General features: G+C 47.6%; 14 protein-coding genes and 5 pseudogenes. 9 read left to right on the top strand and 10 right to left on the bottom strand.

Annotated elements, in window-relative coordinates; genetic code table 11:
• Positions 1–4: 4 nt before the first annotated feature.
• The gene (locus D368_RS06160) at positions 5–853 is read right to left on the bottom strand and encodes a polysaccharide deacetylase family protein (RefSeq protein WP_031378441.1); all 849 of its coding nucleotides are present in this window, start codon (positions 851–853) and stop codon (positions 5–7) included.
• 255 nt (positions 854–1,108) lie between these two features.
• Here D368_RS06160 and dat point away from each other — a divergent pair, with 255 nt between their 5' ends.
• Positions 1,109–1,960 carry a D-amino-acid transaminase gene (gene dat, locus D368_RS06165; protein WP_102422413.1) on the top strand — a complete coding sequence of 284 codons (852 nt, stop codon included), beginning with the start codon at positions 1,109–1,111 and terminating at the stop codon, positions 1,958–1,960.
• 42 nt (positions 1,961–2,002) lie between these two features.
• Here the strand turns inward: dat and D368_RS06170 are convergent.
• A pseudogene (locus tag D368_RS06170) lies at positions 2,003–2,586 on the bottom strand (TetR/AcrR family transcriptional regulator).
• Between the two features lie 108 nt (positions 2,587–2,694).
• Here D368_RS06170 and D368_RS06175 point away from each other — a divergent pair.
• A pseudogene (locus D368_RS06175) lies at positions 2,695–3,248 on the top strand (hypothetical protein).
• 40 nt (positions 3,249–3,288) lie between these two features.
• Here the strand turns inward: D368_RS06175 and D368_RS06180 are convergent.
• Positions 3,289–3,789, bottom strand: a complete 501-nt coding sequence (locus D368_RS06180) for a universal stress protein (protein WP_003155289.1) — start codon at positions 3,787–3,789, stop codon at positions 3,289–3,291.
• Between the two features lie 421 nt (positions 3,790–4,210).
• On the opposite strand from D368_RS06180, the pseudogene bmrC reads away from it, so the two are divergent.
• Positions 4,211–5,967: pseudogene (gene bmrC, locus D368_RS06185) on the top strand (multidrug ABC transporter ATP-binding protein BmrC).
• Positions 5,964–7,985 carry a multidrug resistance ABC transporter ATP-binding protein/permease BmrD gene (gene bmrD, locus D368_RS06190; protein ID WP_128574642.1) on the top strand — a complete coding sequence of 674 codons (2,022 nt, stop codon included), beginning with the start codon at positions 5,964–5,966 and terminating at the stop codon, positions 7,983–7,985. Before bmrC ends, bmrD begins: the two are co-directional and overlap by 4 nt.
• Before the next feature lie 40 nt (positions 7,986–8,025).
• Here bmrD and D368_RS06195 read toward each other — a convergent pair whose 3' ends face one another.
• From D368_RS06195 to D368_RS06220, 6 genes are all read right to left on the bottom strand, one after another.
• Positions 8,026–8,646 (bottom strand): NAD(P)-dependent oxidoreductase, encoded by a 621-nt coding sequence (locus D368_RS06195; RefSeq protein ID WP_003155285.1) that lies wholly within the window; start codon positions 8,644–8,646, stop codon positions 8,026–8,028.
• Between the two features lie 28 nt (positions 8,647–8,674).
• On the bottom strand, positions 8,675–8,800 hold the full coding sequence (locus D368_RS20030) for a hypothetical protein (protein ID WP_003155283.1): 126 nt from the start codon (positions 8,798–8,800) through the stop codon (positions 8,675–8,677).
• Positions 8,801–8,901: 101 nt separating this feature from the next.
• Positions 8,902–9,108, bottom strand: coding sequence for an alpha/beta-type small acid-soluble spore protein (locus tag D368_RS06200; protein ID WP_003155280.1), 207 nt, complete (start codon positions 9,106–9,108; stop codon positions 8,902–8,904).
• Between the two features lie 223 nt (positions 9,109–9,331).
• Positions 9,332–9,547, bottom strand: coding sequence for a YheE family protein (locus D368_RS06210; RefSeq protein ID WP_012117190.1), 216 nt, complete (start codon positions 9,545–9,547; stop codon positions 9,332–9,334).
• Positions 9,548–9,629: 82 nt separating this feature from the next.
• The gene (locus tag D368_RS06215; RefSeq protein WP_128574643.1) at positions 9,630–10,988 is read right to left on the bottom strand and encodes a YheC/YheD family protein; all 1,359 of its coding nucleotides are present in this window, start codon (positions 10,986–10,988) and stop codon (positions 9,630–9,632) included.
• Positions 10,978–12,069 (bottom strand): YheC/YheD family endospore coat-associated protein, encoded by a 1,092-nt coding sequence (locus D368_RS06220; RefSeq protein WP_070081574.1) that lies wholly within the window; start codon positions 12,067–12,069, stop codon positions 10,978–10,980. The genes D368_RS06215 and D368_RS06220 overlap by 11 nt, the downstream gene beginning before the upstream one ends.
• 237 nt (positions 12,070–12,306) lie before the next feature.
• Between D368_RS06220 and D368_RS06225 the strand changes: the two genes are divergently transcribed.
• Positions 12,307–13,440, top strand: a complete 1,134-nt coding sequence (locus D368_RS06225; protein ID WP_128574644.1) for a DUF445 family protein — start codon at positions 12,307–12,309, stop codon at positions 13,438–13,440.
• Positions 13,441–13,525: 85 nt separating this feature from the next.
• Positions 13,526–13,876 (top strand): YlbF/YmcA family competence regulator, encoded by a 351-nt coding sequence (locus tag D368_RS06230; RefSeq protein ID WP_007409239.1) that lies wholly within the window; start codon positions 13,526–13,528, stop codon positions 13,874–13,876.
• Positions 13,877–13,914: 38 nt separating this feature from the next.
• On the opposite strand, the gene D368_RS06235 is transcribed toward D368_RS06230, so the two are convergent.
• Positions 13,915–15,054: a DNA alkylation repair protein gene (locus D368_RS06235; RefSeq protein ID WP_128574645.1), complete on the bottom strand. Its 1,140-nt coding sequence runs from the start codon at positions 15,052–15,054 to the stop codon at positions 13,915–13,917.
• Between the two features lie 383 nt (positions 15,055–15,437).
• Here D368_RS06235 and D368_RS06240 point away from each other — a divergent pair.
• From D368_RS06240 to D368_RS06250, 3 genes and pseudogenes are all read left to right on the top strand, one after another.
• A pseudogene (locus D368_RS06240) lies at positions 15,438–16,303 on the top strand (Cof-type HAD-IIB family hydrolase).
• A gap of 112 nt (positions 16,304–16,415) precedes the next feature.
• Positions 16,416–17,918 (top strand): coproporphyrinogen III oxidase, encoded by a 1,503-nt coding sequence (locus tag D368_RS06245; protein WP_031378451.1) that lies wholly within the window; start codon positions 16,416–16,418, stop codon positions 17,916–17,918.
• A gap of 101 nt (positions 17,919–18,019) precedes the next feature.
• Positions 18,020–19,303, top strand: a pseudogene (locus tag D368_RS06250) (lysine N(6)-hydroxylase/L-ornithine N(5)-oxygenase family protein); the annotation flags it as partial.
• Positions 19,304–19,311: the final 8 nt, after the last annotated feature.

Below are 19,311 nucleotides of genomic sequence, written 5' to 3' on the forward strand. Positions count from 1 at the left end.
TTTTTTATTCATGGACGGGAATCATTTGATCCGTCAGAACATCAAAGGAGTAGCCCTGGGCTTTCAGTTTTTGAATCAGGCTCGGTAAAGCGTGCACCGTCGCAGGCAGATCGTGCATTAAAATGACATGCGGCCTGCTCGTATGAACGCTTTCCAAATATGCGAGCTGATTCAATACTTCCGGCACGTACCGTGCGTTTTTGTACTTCCAGTCTTCACTGTCTATCGTCCAGTCCCAGTACACGAATCCGCCTTTTTCGAGATTCTTAATCTGGGCATCCGTCAATGACGGTTTACTGCCGTAAGGCGTGCGGACAAGATCCGTTTTTACTCCAGTGATTGTCTCGAGCGTATCGCGTCCCTGCTGCATTTCGTTCAGCGGTGATGTCGGTGTTTGATAAAACAGGTGATTATCGTGCGTCACGCCGTGCAGGCCGAGCGCGATTCCTTCCTGCTTCGCTCTTTGCACGGAATGCTTATAGGCTTTCATCCGCGGTTCAAGCATAAAAAAAGTGGCCTTTGCGCCATTTGCCTTCAATACATTCAACAGCTGTTCAGTATATGGAGACGGCCCGTCGTCGAAGGTTAAATATACCGTTTTTTTCCCTGGGTCACGCTCTTTCTGCAAATGTTTCATTAAGACGTCGGGAGAATCATTTTTCAGCCGCAGGCTTTCTGCTTCATCCCGAAGCTGCCCGTTTGCGGTCACGGTGACCTGTTTGTTTTTTGCGGCGGAAGCGGAATATCCCATTATGACGATTACCAGAAGCAGTCCGCACAAAACTGCTAAACTCGTAAGTTTAAAAGCTAATGAAAACAGAGAAGGGGAAGCACCTTCTTTTGTGTTGCGCATAACAATCTCTCCAGTAGCATAAGTTTCTGCATAATGCCGATAACAGCGGAGGCTTGCGAAGTGCCATAAGTTAACAGCATATGTATGTCGAATCAAGTATACAGGAACAAAACTGGAAAAGACATAGAAAAGATGTCGAATAATAAGATTTTAAGAAAAAATAAACTCCGCAGCCGGCTCGTTCAGTATGATAGAATAGTTGACAATAACAGCTGAGAATGCACATCACGGCAGATAACGATTAGGAGGGTTTACATGAAGACATTAGTAAACGGCCAGTTGATTGATCGTGAAGAAGCGGCAGTTGATATTGAGGACCGCGGATATCAATTCGGTGACGGTGTGTATGAGGTCATCAGAGTGTATAACGGCGCCTTATTCGGTCTGCGTGAGCATATCGTCCGTCTTTTCAGAAGCGCCGCAGAAATCGGCATCACCCTGCCGTTCTCCGCAGAGGACATAGAATGGGATCTGCAAAAGCTCGTACAGGAAAATAAACTCATTGACGGCGGGGTCTATATACAGACGACGAGAGGGAAGGCGCCGCGGAAGCACCAGTATGACGAAGGTTTGGAGCCGCAGACGACGGCATACACCTTTTCAGTGAAAAAACCGGAAAATGAACAACAAGCCGGAGCGCAGGCCATCACGGCGGAAGACAAACGCTGGCTGAGGTGTGACATTAAGAGTCTGAATTTACTGTATAATGTGATGGTAAAACAAAAAGCCTATGAAGCAGGCGCTTATGAAGCGGTGCTGATAAGGGACGGGGCGGTCACGGAAGGAACCTCATCCAATGTATACGCCGTCATAAACGGCACCGTCCGGACGCATCCTGCAAATGAGCTGATTTTAAACGGCATTACGCGGATGAAACTGTTAGAGCTGATGAAAGAAAACGGGATTGAGGTGCGGGAGAAGGCTCTTACCGAAGACGAACTCAGAGATGCGGATGAAATTTTCATCTCGTCAACGACGTCTGAATTAATCCCGATCGTAACCCTTGACGGAAAACCGGTCGGAAGCGGATCGCCGGGACCTGTAGCCAAAACGATTCAGGAGGCATTTCAGTCGCACATTCAGCAGGAGCTCGGCGTTCAGTCATAAGCTGAAAAAAAGGCCGGAACACATCCGGCCTTTTTGCTTCAGTCAGATAAAAAGAGATTCGATATGCTGAACGAGCACACGGGAGATCTTCTCTTTTGAAAGACGATCAGGTTCAAGCATGGCATGCAGCGCCAACCCGTCGGCGATAGCGTACATTTTCTCCGCTTCGGTTTCTTTATCAAGATTCGGTTTCAGAAGCTTATTTTCATCCAGCCAGTCAATCAGGCCGCGGATATATGCCAAGATCCCGTCCTGCTGGGGTTGAAACTCTTCTCCCTTATGTCTGGCATAAGCTGTGAAAGCGAACCATACCTCCATTTCAGCCATCGTTTCTTCGTCTGTCGGGATAATTTCAAGCATCAGACGCACCGCTTTTTCTTTCGGCGGCAGATCTTTCATGGCAACTTCGTTAATTCTGGCGGCCGCTTTTCTTTTACGAGTGTCATCGCATACCCTAAAAGCTCATCCTGGGTGGTGAAATAGTGCCTCAGCGCGCCTAAAGAAAGACCCGCTTCTTGGGCGATGTTTCTCACTGTCGCTCCTTCCATTCCCCGCTCCAAAATCGTCCGCCAAGTGGCTTCGGCTATTTGTTTTCTTCTTTTTTCATGATCGATTATTTTAGGCATGGTTCCAGTGTAACAGGAAATATTTTTTCTTGCAATTTTGTAATACAGTTGTATTAAATAAAAAGCAGTGATACAATGCATTTTAGAAAACGATAAGGGGGAACCGGATTGAACGCGATTGCTTGGTTGATTGTCATTTGTGAGGCTGCTTTTTGGGCGGCTGTCATCTTCGGATTGGCGGCGCGCTATATATTCAGGCGGCAAAAGCTCGGAATGTTTTTTTTCGCTCTCATTCCTATATTGGATGCCGTACTGTTTCTGGCGGCCGCAGCTGATTTATACAGAGGGGCGGCGGCGACTATGGCGCATGCAGTGGCGGCCGTTTATATCGGAGTGTCTGTCGCCTTCGGAAAAAGCATGATTCAATGGGCGGATGAGCGGTTCCGCTATTATGTGGTAAAGGAAGGGGCAAAACCGGTCAAGCGGTACGGACTGGATTATGCCAAACATTATGCAAAAGGATGGGGAAGACATGTTTTAGCATTTGTCATCGGCGGCGTTCTTTTAGCCGGAACGGTATTTCTCATTCAGGACGCTTCCCGCACCGAAGCGCTCAGCGGACTGTTAAAGGGCTGGTCTGTCGTATTGTGCATCGATTTTTTTGATCATGGCGAGTTTTTTTTGTGATGCCGAAAAAAAGAAAAAACAGACGGGAGCTGTAAAAAAAAGCAGCTTTTTGATTAAGCTGCTTTACAGAAAGAATTATTTTACGATCAGCACGGGAATATCGGATTTCGATGACAGTTTTTCACTGACGCTTCCGAATAAAAGTTTTTTCAGCCTGTTCTGGTCCCGGCTCCCCATGACGATCAAATCCGCCGATATACGGTCGGCATGCTCGATAATGGCATCAGCGGGATCACCTTCTAAAATGTCGATATCCCCGTCAATCTGGCTGTCGTTCATCAGCATTCTCGCTTCCGCAACGATTTCTTCCGTACGGTCTTCATAAATCATCGGATCAGGGGAGATTCTTTCCGCCTGGAGCGGGTCAGGAACGCTTGCAATCCCGCCGCCGATATACGTTGCCCCGGCTCCCGGCCTCGGGGGATCAACAATCGTCTGGGTATCTTTTGCATTGTGGGAATGTACGACCGTTAAATCCGCGTGAAACGTTTTTGAAAGGTCTATGGCTTTTTGGAGCGCTTTTTTACTATCATCACTTCCGTCAAAAGCTGCTATCAACCGGTCTGCGTGAAACATCAGCCTCATCCTTTCAGTAAAAAAGGTTTGTTTTACAATACCCGTGCAGCAGAAATGTAAAACCTGCATTGACAAAAAAAGGATTTGTTTATATGATGAAGGAGCAATATAGGGAAAAAGGAGGTATGGATCATGTCAAAACTAAAGCTTGTCAACTCATCTTCAGCTGAATACCGGCGTGACTCCCATACAGCTTCCGTTTTCTGAACATTTGCTTAAAAACGGGGCAGTCGCGCATAAACGGCGGGTCTGTACCTTATTTATAATAATAAGAGGCATGGAGCTGAGGCTTCATGTCTTTTTTTATACAAAAAAATGAAAGAAAGACAGGTGTGATGCATGTGGCGGCATTAGCGAAAACAATGAAAAACAATCCGGAAAAGCTTGAGGGCGGCTGATTGATGAAAGGGGATGACGGTATTTGTTTACTGTATTAAAAAAGCTCGCGTGGTTTTTTAAAGCCTATTGGCTGCGCTATACGACAGCGATTGTTCTGTTATTGATTGTGAATGTCATTGAGATGTTTCAGCCTAAACTTCTCGGTAACGCGATAGACGATATGAAGGCGGGCGTGTTTACGAAAAGCGGGATGCTGTTTTACATATGTGTTTTTCTCGCATTAACGGCAGCCGTCTATTTACTGTCTTATTTTTGGATGTATCAGCTTTTCGGCGGGGCGAATGTCATGGAGAAGATTCTCCGGTCAAAACTGATGGGGAGGCTTCTTCAAATGTCACCGCCGTTTTACGAGAAATACAGAACGGGCGATTTAATGGCGCGGGGGACAAATGACCTGCAGGCCGTCAGTATGACGACGGGCTTCGGGGTCTTAACGCTCGTTGATTCGACGATGTATATGCTGACGATATTTTTGACAATGGGGCTTCTCATCAGCTGGAAGCTGACATTTGCTGCGATTATTCCGCTGCCGATAATGGCGGCTGCGGTCAGCCTGTACGGAAAAAAGATCCATGAGCGGTTTACGGAAGCGCAGGATGCTTTCGGATCATTAAATGACAAGGTGCTGGAGTCGGTATCCGGCGTCCGGGTCATCCGGGCTTTCGTACAGGAAAAAAATGATGTCAGCCGGTTCGGTGATATGACGGCGGATGTATATGAGAAAAATATGAAGGTGGCGTTTATCGATTCACTTTTTGAACCGACTGTGAAACTTCTCGTCGGCCTCAGCTATCTCATCGGTCTCGGCTACGGCGCTTATCTCGTTTTTCAAAACCGGCTGACGCTGGGAGAGCTGGTATCGTTTAACGTGTACCTCGGAATGATGATCTGGCCGATGTTTGCGATCGGAGAATTAATCAATATCATGCAGCGCGGAAATGCCTCCTTGGATCGTGTCAATGAGACGCTTTCCTATGAGCCTGACGTGATCGGGCCCAAGCGCCCCGCCGGCATCAAGGAGCCCGGGCGTCTTGTTTTTGAACAAGTGACTTTCACGTATCCGAGCGGAGCGGGACCGGCGGTTTCCGATGTATCTTTTTCCGTAGAAAAAGGGCAGACACTCGGCATTGTCGGGAAGACGGGAAGCGGAAAGACGACGATCATTAAGCAGCTGTTGCGTGAATATCCGCCCGGGGCGGGAGCAATCACGTTTACAGGCGTTCCGATTCAGGAGATCCCGCTTGAGGAGCTCCGCGGGTGGATCGGCTATGTGCCGCAGGATCATATTTTATTTTCTAAGACTGTAAAGGAGAATCTGCTTTACGGACGGCAGGATGCAAACGAAGAGGAAATCGGCGGCGCGCTGAAAGATGCGCATTTTGAAAACGATATCGGCATGCTTTCCGACGGGCTTGAGACGCTTGTCGGCGAGAAGGGCGTGGCGCTCTCGGGCGGACAAAAGCAGCGCATTTCAATTGCGAGAGCGCTTTTGACCGATCCTGACATTCTCATATTAGATGATTCGCTTTCTGCCGTAGACGCGAAAACGGAAGCCGCCATCATTGACAGCATCCGTAAAAACGGCGGCATAAAACAACGATTATTACCACCCACCGGCTCTCGGCAGTTGAACACGCAGATCTCATTCTCGTCATGGATGAAGGCCGGGTATCTGAAAGAGGCACGCACCGGGAGCTATTGGAGCAGAACGGCTGGTATCGAAAACAATATGAGAGGCAGCAGCTGTTCTCTCTTGAAGAAGGGGGGACGGGCGCATGAAGACCGGGAGAAGATTATGGAATTACGCGCTTCAATATAAGAAGCTGCTGATATGGGCGGTCGTCCTGCTCATTATTGCGGTCGGCACTGAGCTGACCGGCCCGTTTATCGGAAAAAAAATGATTGATGACCACATTCTCGGCATTGAAAAAACATGGGTTAAAGCCTCTGCGGACGATCCGGGCGCCGTCAGGTTCCGGGGGCATGATTATGTCAGGGAGGACCGGCTCAAACCGGGGGCGGATAAAACCGGAGAGGCGCACATTTATCAAGTCGGTGCGGGCTACTATTTTGTTGACCGTCCCGTCAGTTTTGACGGAAACCGTTCGGTGGCTGACGGCCGGCTGACAATATCAAACGGTAAAGAAAGCAGGTCATATCCCGCCATTACGTTATCAAGACAGGAGATTTTTGAATTTTACCGTCCGGAAATAAAAGGATTGCTGACGTTGACCGCCATTTACGCCGGACTGCTCATGTTTTCCGTATGTTTTCATTACGGTCAGCATTATCTGCTGCAGATGGGAGCGAACCGGATCATACAGCGCATGAGGCAGGATGTATTTTCACACATTCAGAAAATGCCGATCCGCTACTTTGATAATCTGCCTGCCGGAAAAGTCGTGGCCCGCATTACGAATGACACAGAAGCGGTCAGGGATTTATATGTAACGGTGCTGTCGACATTTATCACAAGCGGCGTTTATATGCTCGGCATTTTTACGGCGCTGTTTATGCTTGACGTCAGGCTGGCCGCCGTTTGCCTTCTGATTATTCCGATTTTAATGATCTGGTCGGTTGTGTACCGCAAATACGCATCCGTCTTCAACCAAAAAATCCGTTCCATTAACAGTGACATCAATGCGAAAATGAATGAGTCCATTCAAGGAATGCCGATTATTCAGGCGTTCCGCCGCGAGAAGGAAACGATGAAGGAATTTGAAGAATTGAATGAAGCTCATTTCCGCTACAAAAACAAAATGCTGTCCTTAAATTCCCTCATGTCCCACAGTCTTGTCAATGTGTTGCGCAATCTGGCGTTTGTCGGGCTGATCTGGTATTTCGGAGGCGCGAGTCTGAGTGCGGCCGGAATTGTTTCGATCGGTGTTTTATATGCATTTGTTGATTATTTAAACCGTTTGTTCCAGCCGGTTACGGGGATTGTCAACCAATTTTCGAAGCTTGAATTGGCCCGTGTCTCTGCCGCCAGGGTATTCGAGCTTTTACAGGAGGAGGAAACGGAAGAAGAAGGCGCTCCCGCAGACAGAAAGGCGGAAGGGACAGTGGAATTCCGCGATGTTTCTTTTGGATATCGTAAGGGAGAAGAGGTGCTGAAACAAATCAGCTTTACAGCTGAAAAAGGCGAGACGGTCGCCCTCGTCGGCCATACGGGTTCCGGCAAAAGCTCCATCCTGAATCTTCTGTTCCGTTTTTATGATGCCGAAAAAGGCGATATCCTGCTGGACGGAAAAAGCATATACGGCATGTCAAGACAGGAGCTGAGGTCGCATATGGGCATTGTGCTGCAAGACCCGTATCTTTTCTCTGGAACGATCGGCTCCAATGTGACCCTCGATGATCAGCGTATTTCTTTGGAGCAGGCGGAAGAAGCGCTTCGCCAAGTCGGCGCCGCAAGTCTTCTGCAATCTTTGCCGAAGGGCATCAGAGAGCCCGTCACTGAAAAAGGCGGCACACTGTCCTCAGGCCAGCGTCAGCTGATTTCTTTTGCAAGAGCGCTTGTGTTTGATCCGGCCATTTTAATTTTGGATGAGGCGACGGCGCACATTGACACCGAAACAGAAGCAGTCATTCAAAAAGCGCTGCAAGTCGTTCAAGAAGGGCGCACGACATTTATTATCGCCCATCGGCTTTCCACGATCAGACACGCAGACCAGATTCTCGTGCTGGAAAAGGGCCGCATCATTGAAAAGGGAAGCCATGACGAATTAATGGCGCAAAAGGGGCAGTACCATCAAATGTATGAATTGCAGAAAGGATCGGCGAAATCCGCGGTGTAATCGGAAAGGGTGAATCAAAAAGATTCGCCCTTTTTTTCATTCAGTAAGCCAGTCCTACCCGTTTTCTGACAAACTGCGGGCTGATCAGCTCGCGGTACAGAAAATGCGCCGTGTCTCCGACTGTGATTTCGGCGCCGTCTTCAGGAAGGCGATCCTGTTCGAACCGGTAAACTCCGGCAGCGTCTCCGTCAGGAAGGTAGGTAGGGCAGATGATCGTCCAGTCAAGATCCTCTGCCAGCAGCATCTCGTATACGCGGGCGTGTTCCTTTGCGGCTCTTGTTGATTTTCGTTTTGATTCTGCCGATTCAAAACGATATTGATCAGGCATAAGCCGTGATTGAAGGATACCCGCGGTGCCGATCGTAATCAGACGCTGAACATGATGCCGTTTCATGCCGTCTATTATATGGGTCATAGCGGCTGAAAGGGTATCGTCACCGTCCGTGCCGAGACAGCTCACGACTGTGTCCGCTTTGGAAATCAATCGGCTTACATCTTCCCGCCGCCTCGCATTCCCTGTTATGATCTGTTTTTCAGGAATGGGAAGGACTGTTCCGGCTGATCTGACAAGAGCGAATATTTCCATGTGTCCATGTTTCTGCGCTTCTTTTATAAAAGCCTGTCCGACTCTTCCCGTTGCTCCGAGTAAAGCGATGTTCATGTAAAAAACCTCCTCGCCGCTCATTATATCATTCAAAGCAGCGGGGAAAAGAATGCCTGTGAATAAACGGGAAATGGTGGGCAACATATTCATTGACCAAAGAAACACTTACGAACTGAAACAGCTCCCAATTGACTGAGGCAATGAATGACATGTTTTCCCTCCTTTTTTCCTAGGGTATGTGAAATAGGAAAAAAGGGTGACGGCATAAAAGAAGACGCGGTATCCCGCGCCTTCTGTAAGCCATTTATTGAGTTATTGTACGCCTTGGCCGCCCATGTTCTGCTGTGCGAAAGATACTAAACGTTTCGTGATTTCTCCTCCGACAGAACCGTTTGCACGAGAAGTTGTTTCTCCGCCAAGGTTTACGCCGAACTCAGAAGCAATTTCGTATTTCATTTGGTCGATTGCTTGAGCAGCGCCGGGTACTAATAGTTGGTTTGAAGAGTTGTTGTTTGCCATTTGTATGATCTCCTTTATTAAGTAGTATGGTTGGGTTTGCTGGAATTGCACCAGCCGATGATTCTCGGAATGAAAACCATTGCCAGCTCGGCTTCACCCAATGCTGTTTGCCGCTTTGTACTACGTATTATGGTGAATCAAACGGCATCTCATTCGGAAAACCGGGTGGTAAATAGCGGAAGGAAAAGAAAAGCCCAGCCTGATGCGGCTGAGCTTTTAGCTTTCAGTCATATATGTGATAAAGCATTAATTCATGCAGCTCTTTTACGAGAGCCGGCTCTTCTTTTCCCGGATGTGTGTGTCCCCATTCAATGTCACCGGACTTATGGTAAATCCCTTCGTAATGCGTACCCTGCCAGTAAAATGAAATTCGCCATCCGGGCAGTTTCTCTTTTTTGAATAACGGTTTCCAGCTGAAGTGCGAAATCATGACGTTCACGCTCCTTGTGGGAAATGTTGATCTTGTTCATTGTAGCTCATCATTCTGTGCCTGTCCCGGGTAAAACCAAAAAAAGACAGCCTCACCGCCAAAGTTTTTCCGGGGCGGTGATGGACCGTTCTGATAAATAGGACGCGTATTCAAAATTTCTCCGTTTTGTCAGGTAATCGACCGATCTCAGCTTCGGATGGGAAAAAATGCTGCGCCCGGGGCGGGAATTGGCTTCAAACATCCAAACTTTCCCTGAATGATCGACGCCGAGGTCAAAACCGATTTCGCCGATAAAACCTTCAATGTGATCATTTAACACGCGGCTGACCGCCAAGGCGGCTTTTGAAAGTTTCCGCATCATGCCGACTCTCTCTCGCGGATCGCCGTATAATTCAGCTAACGTCCTGACTTCTCCGCCGGTTGCCAGATGCGTCGTGATGCTGTTTTCACCGGAAATTTTTGCCGCGATGGCCGTCACTGTCCATTTTCCCTCGGCGTTTTTATTCGTGTGCACCCTGAAATCGACGGGGCGTCCATCCAGCCGGATCAGGTCAATGCCTTGCTGAATTAAAAATGCGGACGGGTCATTGTTTTCTTTAAATGATTTCATGAAGGATGCCGCATCTGAATACTCTGCCGTCACCACCGTTTTTTCCTCATTCGTGTGTTTGACAGATAAGCCGGCATCTGTTTTTTCCACCCTGTAAATCCCCGTTCCGAGTGCGCCGTCTGCAGGTTTGATATAGACGGTGTCAAATGTGTTGCATAACGTCTCTAACGCTTCTGCATTCGGGTGCAGGACAGATTTTGGCAGAAGTGAAGCGGTGAGGCTGTTTTTTTCCAGAAGCTTATGAATGTCCCATTTATTAAAGAATTGAGGATTAAACCACGGAATCTGATAGTCATTCATCAGCCTCTGTTTTGTCTGCTGTAAAAGCGGAACTCCTTCCGTTTTTCGGCTCGGGAGCCTGTCATATACGACATTCGGAAGCGGGACGGCCGTCCGTTTCCAGCTGTTTTCTTTATAAATCAGCGCTTGGACGGTGCCTTCTTCCCAGTTGATCTGATGAGCCCCGAAAACGAAACAATATCCGTTCGCCTGTTCATGAAGTGAGAGCATCTTGGAAAAGAAGGCTGTACGGTCTCTTAACGGACGGGACGGCGATGATGTGAACCCGGCTGTGAAAACGCCGATCAGCGGTCCGATGTGCACCGTTTGGCCGTGTATGAGAAAGTCAGCCCGGCTTTTATACGGTATCAACAGCTCCTCAAACAAATCTTCAGAAAGGAGCGCGCTTTTTTCAAGTGATTGAGAAAAGGCTACACGGCATTTAACAACCTTGGTCCCGAAGGCAGCGGATAAAAGCCCTTCCCGTTTCATGGAGGAGGGGAGAAACAGCGTATTTTTGCTTTTTTTATCGATGCCGACAATCATCCCTTTATGATTCACGCGGTAATACTCCTTTCCTGCTTTCCTGTGACTGAAGTTCGCGGAAGCGTCTCAGCGGACCCGTATACAAATCCTCTTTCGCCTCCGGAGCCACGCTTAAAATAGCTTTCCGTCCCGGCTTTGAATTGACATCCAAAAGCCAGATGCGTCCGTCTTTGGCATAACAAATATCGAGCCCCAGCTCAAACAGCGGTCCGAACCGTTCATCAAGGAAATAAGGGACGGATTGGGTGATCGAAAAGACATCATCCAATAAAACGGCCTGCTGCTTTCTCGGAATTTCCTCAAACCATGTGTCAAACTTAATCGGTTCTGATCCTCCGGGCAAATGAGATAAAAGACCGTTCTGATAGCCCCTTCTGACCGCTTTTCCGACCGTTTCCCAAACGCCTGACTCCGTTTTGCGCATGAAAATGCGGATGTCGCACGGATGCCGTTCTTTATCCTGGATATTTAAGTAGGATTGAAGCAAATAGCGGTGCTGCAGCACTTTTTTGCACCAAGACTTAAAAGACACGTGATTGGAAAATGATTTTGTTTGTTTGTTTTTTCCGATATAGTAAGTGGCCGTAATTGATTTTTTGCCTGTTTCAAGCAGGATGATGCCTCTGCCTCCCGCGCCGAAAGCGGGCTTAAGTATACATGCTTTTTCCTTGGCTAAGTATGATTGCACCTGTTCATAGCGGCTGACTTCGGCCGTTTCAGGAATATAGGGGCTGATCAGATGATGCTTTTGGAGCGCATCCGTGACCGTCCATTTATCAGGAAGCCCCCGCCCGATAAATTCCGTTTTCGGATATTTTTTCAGCCATTCGACGATCGGTTTGGCTTTTTGCGCTTCAGCGGATTTTCCGTAAAAACAGCGGTCGTAAATATATTCGGGAATATCGATTTCCGTTTCGTTCCACTTTCCGCTTTGCGGGTGATAGACGAGCGCTTTCACGCGCAAAGAATCCGGAAATATATCAAACGGTGTAAAGCGGGCTAAGCGCACATTATATTGAGGCGCTCTTTCAGCCAATTCCCCGGCGTAATCTTCTTCGTGCCGGCGGGATACAGACATAAAACCGAGTGTTGTCATATTATTACTCCCCCTTTATTCAAAAAGCCGCTGATGGAACGGCCCTTCCATCCAATAAATATGCTAAGCGCATCATAAAAGATGATCTACTGTAAAGAGTACGAAACAGCATCTTGCCTTATTCCTCACAAACAACAATTCAGGTTCTTCATTTGCCCGCATGCCCGCCAGCCTCTATAATACGAATAGATATATCATCAAGAAAATAGAACATAAGATGGAGGCAGAAGAAAAGGAATGGGCATAGCAGGAACGTTTCTATTTATGATTGTGATCGGAGCCGCGATCGGCGCGGTGACGAATCATCTTGCCATTCAGATGTTATTTCGTCCGTACCGGCCGTATTACCTGTTCGGAAAACGGGTTCCGTTTACGCCGGGGCTGATCCCGAAAAGACGGGATGAATTGGCAAAACAAATGGGGCTCATGGTGACGAACCACCTTTTAACCCCGGAAGGAATAAAAAAGCGGCTTTTATCAGATACCGTTAAAAACCAGGCGCTTCTTTTCGCCGAACAATTCACGCAAAAAATGGCCGCTTCCGAGATGACGGTGCACGAAGCTTTGATCGCCGCGGGCATCCGGAATCCGCAGGAAAAGACGGATGCCTGGATTGACCGTTTTACCGATGAAAAGCTTTCGGCACTGTACCGGAAATATGAGCACCGCGCCATAAAAGACTGGCTTCCTGATGAGCTGCAGGAAAAGCTGGATGAAAAAATCCCGCTGGCCGCAGATTATATCCTGAAGCGGAGCATTGATTATTTTGAGAGCGAAGAAGGGAAAGACAGGCTCGGAAATATGATTGACGACTTTTTGAATTCCCGGGGGATGCTCGGCGGCATGGTGCAGATGTTCCTCGGCAATTCAAGCTTGGCAGACCGTGTGCTGCCTGAGCTGTTAAAGTTTTTGCGCAATGAGGAAACGAAAAAGCTTCTGGCTGATCTGCTTTCTCAAGAATGGGGCAAGCTCAAATCTTATACACTTTATGAGGCCGATGAAAAGTGGAATGCGAAAGATCTGCTGTTCAGCATGAAAAAGCGGGCTTTGGCCGCACTTCAAACCGCGCCCTTTTTCGAATGCCGGCTCGGTGACATCATCTCCCGTTATGAAGGGGAGATTACGGGGACGTACGCGCCGAAGCTGCTTGATGCGGCACTCGGCAGTATTGCCGCTCATTTGGAGGATGTGCTGAAACGGCTGCGTCTTGAGGAAGTGGTCAAAGAGCAGGTTGATCAGTTTCCCGTTGAACGGCTGGAAGAAATGGTGCTGTCGATTTCCAAGAGAGAATTTAAGATGATAACGTATTTAGGCGGTCTGCTCGGCGGGATAATCGGAGCAATTCAGGCTTTGTTTGTCATTCTTTTCTAAGGAAAACATACGCCGATGATGAAAGTCGCTCCGCAGTCTGTTATAGTGGAGTGGTATGTCCGAAAGGAAGAAAGGAGCGGTTACTATGGCAGTTCATTTTTATGATGCAGCATATGATCTTGAAAAAGCTTTGCGAAACAGTGATGAATACAGCCGTCTGAGAGGGCTTTATGATCAAGTAAACGCAGATGAATCCGCAAAACGCATGTTTGATAACTTCCGCAATGTACAGCTGCAGCTGCAGCAGAAGCAGATGTCAGGTGAAGAAATCACTCAGGAAGAGGTAGAGCAGGCACAAAAAACCGTTGCTCTCGTACAGCAGCATGAATTGATTTCTCAGCTGATGGAAGCGGAACAGCGCATGAGCATGCTGATCGGCGAGTTAAACAAAATCATTATGAAACCTCTTGAAGAGCTTTACGGCAGCCCGCAATAAGCTCCACACCCCTCCATTTATGAAATGGAGGGGTTTTTTTATTCAACAGAAAAATCAAGAGAACCTTTTACCGTTCCGTTAATGATGACAGACAGAGTGTGAATTCCCCGATAATGCTTGCGGGTGGTTAAATCTTTAAGGGAATGATGTTTGCTGAAGGCTTTTACGTCTCCGTTATCCATGGCGGACTCCGACATCTTAAACACCTTGCGGCTGCGGTGCCCCCTTTTCTTTACAAAATCAATCGCGTATTCAACCCTGACTTTTTGCCGGGCGGATGAGCGGATCTGAAAAGAAAAATGTATGCTTGTTCCGATGGCGGCCGTTTCCGGATTCAGTGTAAAACGTTCCAATGAAATCCGGGAGGCGTCTTCAAACCCGAAAATCGCAAGCGCCTGTTTGTCTCCTCTTTTTAACAGTGTCCTGCAGGCGTGCTTCAAAACCCAATCCGTGTGCGGACAGCTTCCGAACCGCTCGGCTGCGATCTGTGCCAGAACATCCGGATGTGTTTTGGAGATGTCATTCAGGTTATTCGCCACGCTTTTTCTGACAAATAACGAGTCATCCTGCATCAAGCGGTCCAGAACAGGGAGAATCGGAGAAGGGTCGTCAAGAAGAGCCGGAATGGAGATTCCCCACGGCAGGCGCGGTCTTGAGCCTTCGCTGGCAAGCCTTCTGACATGTTCGTCCGGATGCTCCGTCCAGGAAAGGAACTCTTTGAACATCCTCTCCCGGTCAAGCCTGATATACGGGCGGACCGCAAATTCGGAAGTGGAAAAACGAGTGAAAAACTGAAGCGCCTTCATTGATGCTTCCCAGTGATCCGTTCCGTACTGTTGGACATAATCGGGAAAAATAATCCCGGCGAGCCCTGTGAAATGGGGAGCTGTCTCGTATAAGACGTCAAGGGCCCGTATGTAATCCTTCGGCAGTGTTTCATATAAAGAGTCTGTGATCCGGCGCATCCGCTGTTTTAACGTCAGTCCGGGCCAATCTTCCTGAAACATCAGCGCCCGGCACTTGTCCCGCTCAAAAGCCGGGTACGCCGATTTGATTCTGTTCAGAAGTGCTTCTGCAAATTCTTCGTTATAAATATCTTTTAATAGAGACATGACAGTCACCGCTTTTTTTCTTTTATTATATGCGAATATATGTTCCCTTTCAACTTTATCATACATTCAGCACAGATATTTCCCCTGATTTTTTTAGTTAAAAAAACCCTTGTTTTTTAACAATATTATTGAGATAATAACTCTGAAAGCGCCTACACTTACAGATGATCTAAGGATACGGTCGCCTATACTGCCTGGTATGTTAAGGGGTAGCAACAGAGAGTAAGTGAAACGAGCGCATCAACGGTCAAATAAGGGGTTCCTGATATATTTCGTAAATAGAAATGCACATTGGGGAGAAGGCAGCAAATCGATCGTATCCCAACAAAACGACAGTTCAAAGTCTGCTTGAGGCAGGCTTTTTTGCTGCGGAGAAAAGGTTGTTCTAAACAAAGAGACAGGGTCATATCCTAATGACAAGTACAGTCATCAAGGAGGGGGACTTCTCTGTGTCAAAACAAATGCTGGCGTTAAATATAGACGGAGCGCTTCTTCGCTCCAACGGCAAACTTCATCAGACGACAAAGGATGCCATCGAATACGTCAAGAAAAAAGGAATTTACGTCACACTGGTCACAAACCGCCATTTTCGCTCCGCTCAAAAAGTGGCGAAAATATTAAAGCTTGATGCAAAATTGATTACCCACAGCGGCGCATACATTTCTGAAAAAATAGATGAGCCGTTTTTTGAAAAGAAAATATCAGAAGATCACACGTTTAATATCGTTCAGGTGCTGGAAAGCTATCAATGCAATATCCGGCTTCTTCACGAAAAATATTCGATCGGAAACAAGAAGAAAGTGAACTCCAATCTGGTCGGGAAAACGATGATTCATCCGTCTGATCCGATTTTTTATCCGGTGCAGTTTGTCGAATCATTAAGTGACCTGCTCCTTGATGAGCCGGTTTCAGCGCCCGTCATTGAAGTGCATGCTGAAGATGGCCTGCAGGCTGATATAACGGATACGATAATGAAAGCATTCCCGGCCGTCGATGTGATCCGCGTCAACGGAGAAAAACTGAACATCGTGCCTAAAGGGGTTTCAAAAGAAAGCGGACTTTCGATGGTCGCCGCTGATCTCGGGCTTTCAATGGAAGAGGTTGTAGCTATCGGCCATCAGGAAGATGATCTGCCGATGATCGAGCTGGCCGGTCTCGGCGTCGCGATGGGGAATGCCTCAAATGAATTAAAAGAAAAGCGGACTGGGTGACAAGGTCAAATGATGAACAGGGAGTCGCCTATATGATTAAGGAATATTTCCGCATGCAGCACCGCAAAGGCTTTCTCGATAAGTTCCATATGAAACGGCCGTAATCAAGAGCCGCAGACGCGAAACGCCGGTCTGCGGCTTTTTCGCGGATTGATTTTAGCCTGTTCTTTCTGTACACTAAAGAAAGTTTTGAATCTGAAAAATAAGGTGATCACATTGCAAATAAAAATAGACGGCATAACGGATGACAGGCTGCATCGTCCGCTGCAAAACATCGCGAATTTATTTTTTGAAGAGTGTGTTCTTGCGTACGGCGAAACGGAGGCATCCTCTGATCTCGTCATCTCACTTGCCATTTCTCAAGATGCAGACAGCGTGTCGGTATCCGGAGAAATCAAAGGAACCGGCGAAAAGGAACATCACACGAAACCGCTTCTTGCCGGATGGAGCGAAAAAGAAGTATTTAAACAGGTGAAAAACACGCTGTCATATGTCTACTTAAATCTTCTTCAATCACATACGGGCATGACACAAAAATGGGGAATCTTAACCGGCATCAGGCCTACTAAACTTCTTCATAAAAAGCTGCAGAGCGGCCTGACAAAAGAAGAGGCGCATGCCGATCTGAAAAAAGACTATCTGATCCATGATGAAAAAATCAATCTGATGCAGGAGATTGTCGACCGCCAGCTCGCTGCGGTTCCCGATCTGTACCGGGTCAAAGATGAAGTCAGCATATATATCGGCATCCCGTTCTGCCCGACGAAATGCGCCTACTGCACGTTTCCGGCTTATGCCATTCAAGGACAGGCGGGAAGAGTCGGCTCCTTTTTATGGGGGCTTCACTATGAAATGCAGAAAATCGGAGAATGGCTGAAGCGGCATGATATCAAAGTGACGACCATTTATTTCGGCGGCGGCACGCCGACAAGCATTACCGCTGAAGAAATGGATCTTTTATATGAAGAAATGGTCCGCTCTTTCCCGGATGTCGCGAATATCAGGGAGATTACCGTTGAAGCGGGCCGTCCCGACACGATTACGGAGGAAAAGCTGGCCGTTTTAAATAAGTATAAGATTGACAGAATCAGCATCAACCCGCAATCTTATGAAAACGAAACGCTAAAGGCCATCGGCAGACACCATACAGTTGAAGAAACCATCGAAAAATACCATCTTTCCCGCAAACACGGCATGAATAATATCAACATGGACCTGATCATCGGCCTGCCGGGAGAAGGGACGGCTGAGTTCAGGCACAGTCTTGAAGAAACGGAAAAGCTGATGCCTGAATCTTTGACCGTTCATACGCTTTCTTTTAAACGGGCGTCAGAAATGACGAGAAACAAGCATAAGTATAAAGTTGCCGACAGGCAGGAAGTATCCCGCATGATGGATGACGCCGTCCGCTGGACAAAAGAGCACGGCTATACGCCGTACTACTTGTACCGGCAGAAAAACATTCTCGGAAACCTAGAAAATGTCGGCTACTCCTTCCCGGGTCAGGAGAGCATCTACAACATTATGATTATGGAAGAAGTGCAGACGATTATCGGTATCGGCTGCGGCGCGGCAAGCAAATTCATTCATCCGGAAACCGGAAAAATCACGCACTTCGCCAATCCGAAAGACCCGAAATCATATAATGACCGATTCGAGCATTATACAGAAGAGAAAATCAAATACTTAGATGAGATGTTCGTCAAATCTGCATTATAATATCAAAAACGGCACGGAATCAGCGTGCCGTTTTTTTATGTTTAACCGTCTGTAAAAACGGGAAAAGATCATCAGACTGTTATTCGCAAGAGGTGCATAATATGTATGATGTCATAGGAGCGGGAATCGGGCCGTTTAATTTAGGGCTTGCCGCATTGTTAGAGGATATACCCGGAACAGACGCTCTTTTTTTCGATAAAAAGAAAGAATTTGCGTGGCATCCCGGTCTATTAATTAAAGGAACGGATTTACAGGTGGCGTTTCTGGCGGACCTGGTCACGCTCGCCGATCCGAAAAGCCGCTACACGTTTTTAAACTTTCTCCATGAACATGACCGGCTGTACCGGTTTTATACGTTTAATGAATTTGATATTCCGAGACGGGAATTTAACGACTATTTAAGCTGGGCGGCTTCAGAAATCAAATCATGCCGTTTCGGCTCAGAGGTAATCGGCGTGAAAAATGCCGGCGGACATTATGAAGTCAGCGTCAAAAACATTGAGGACGGAAGCATCAGTGTCTATCAGACGAAGCATTTCGTCATGGGGACGGGGTCTGAACCGCTTATTCCCGCAGAGATTGATGACGGAGCGCGTCAGGCCACGATGGTCAGCACGGAATATTTGTTCCGGAAAGACGAGCTCGCCGGCGCCGAATCAATTACAGTGGTCGGCTCCGGACAGAGCGCCGCGGAGATCTTTTCTGACTTATTGCATGATGAACAATACCGCCGCAGCCGGCTGCAATGGGTGACACGCTCCGCCGGATTTCGAGAATTGGAAACCGCCAAGCTCGGGCAGGAAATGTTCACACCTGATTATGTGGAATATTTTAACCGCCTGCCTTTTAAAGAACGGCTGAACACACTCCCTGAGCTGGACGGACTGCGCCACGGCATTGATTCTGACACACTTGCCGCCATTTACGATGCCCTGTATCACAGATCGATCAGCGGAGGTTCGCCTGACGTGTATATTCAGCCGATGGCGGAGCTTGAAAAAATTGAAAAGCAAAACGGGCGCTGCGTACTGAGCTTTCATCAATGGCAGATGGATGAAACCTTTACGGCCGATTCAGAAAAAGTGATATTGGCGACCGGCTTTAAACCTCATATTCCGGAATGGTTTACGGCAATTGCCCCCGATATCGAATGGGAGGATGAGAAACGGTTTAAAGTGACGGCCGATTCCCGTCTTGTCTTTAAGGACGACAGGCGGCATCACTTTTTCACATTAACGAATCTTGATCATGCTCACGGAACGGGCGCTACGAATTTGAAGCTGTCTGTTTACAGAAACCAAAAAATCATCAATACCATTCTGGGAAAAGAGCATTTCTCCATTAATAAAAAAACGGCTTTTCAGCAATTTCTTCCCGCTCAAAAAAAACTGAC

It is taken from the genome of Paenibacillus lentimorbus NRRL B-30488, assembly GCF_000411595.1.
GTDB lineage: Bacteria > Bacillota > Bacilli > Bacillales > Bacillaceae > Bacillus > Bacillus velezensis.